Below are 683 nucleotides of genomic sequence, written 5' to 3' on the forward strand. Positions count from 1 at the left end.
CCCCGCAGCAGAATGGAGCTTCTGTACCGCGACATGTTGCAGGAAAGCGCGCAGCTCGTCGTTCTGATCGAGCAGCTGACCGTCCGGCAACAAGAAATCGCGGAAACGATGCAGGCTGTTCCGGCCATGGTGCGTCAAGCTGGCTTGGACGCGGCTGCGCACGCGAGCGGCAACGCGGCGCGTGCCCTGCTAGAAGCAAGCCGGACGCTCGGAAAATCGGCCACAGACGCCCGTATCGCGACGCGCGTTGCAACTCGAGCATTGCCCGCGGCCGCGTGGCGAGCTGGCGTGCTTTGTGGCGTATGCGCGCTCGTCGGAAGCGGGATCGGCGGCGCATTGGTGGCCCTCGCTCTTCGCCAGTAGCCCTCGCAGGCCCAATCTCCAAGGCGCTCCGGGGCGCCTTAATCATCTTCCAGAAGGACTTTCATGGCACCCGACATACGCCGGCGAATCATCAAATTCGTCCTCTTATTCCTGCCCCTTTCTGCCTGGCTTCTCACTGCCAAGATAATGTCAGGCATTCCGCTATCGCACGTTACCTGGCTAGTCCTGTCGCATTGGGTCATATCGACGCCGGACTACCCCGCTCTGATCGCGGCGCCGAGCATCGGCTTCGTTCTGGCCCTGGCACTCTCGCTCACGCTCAAAAAATACTCGACCAAAGAAGGCTTTGACGGCGCGGG

General features: G+C 62.1%; 1 protein-coding gene and 1 pseudogene. Both read left to right on the top strand.

Annotation, left to right across the window (positions count from 1 at the left end):
• On the top strand, window positions 1-363 hold a 363-nt coding region (locus tag WBR68_RS31410), incomplete at its 5' end, for a hypothetical protein (RefSeq protein ID WP_230696277.1).
• A gap of 63 nt (window positions 364-426) precedes the next feature.
• Window positions 427-683: pseudogene (locus WBR68_RS31415) on the top strand (type IV secretion system DNA-binding domain-containing protein); the annotation flags it as partial.

The organism is Achromobacter sp. JD-1 (assembly GCF_038594925.1).
Classification (GTDB): Bacteria; Pseudomonadota; Gammaproteobacteria; order Burkholderiales; family Burkholderiaceae_B; genus Achromobacter; species Achromobacter spanius_C.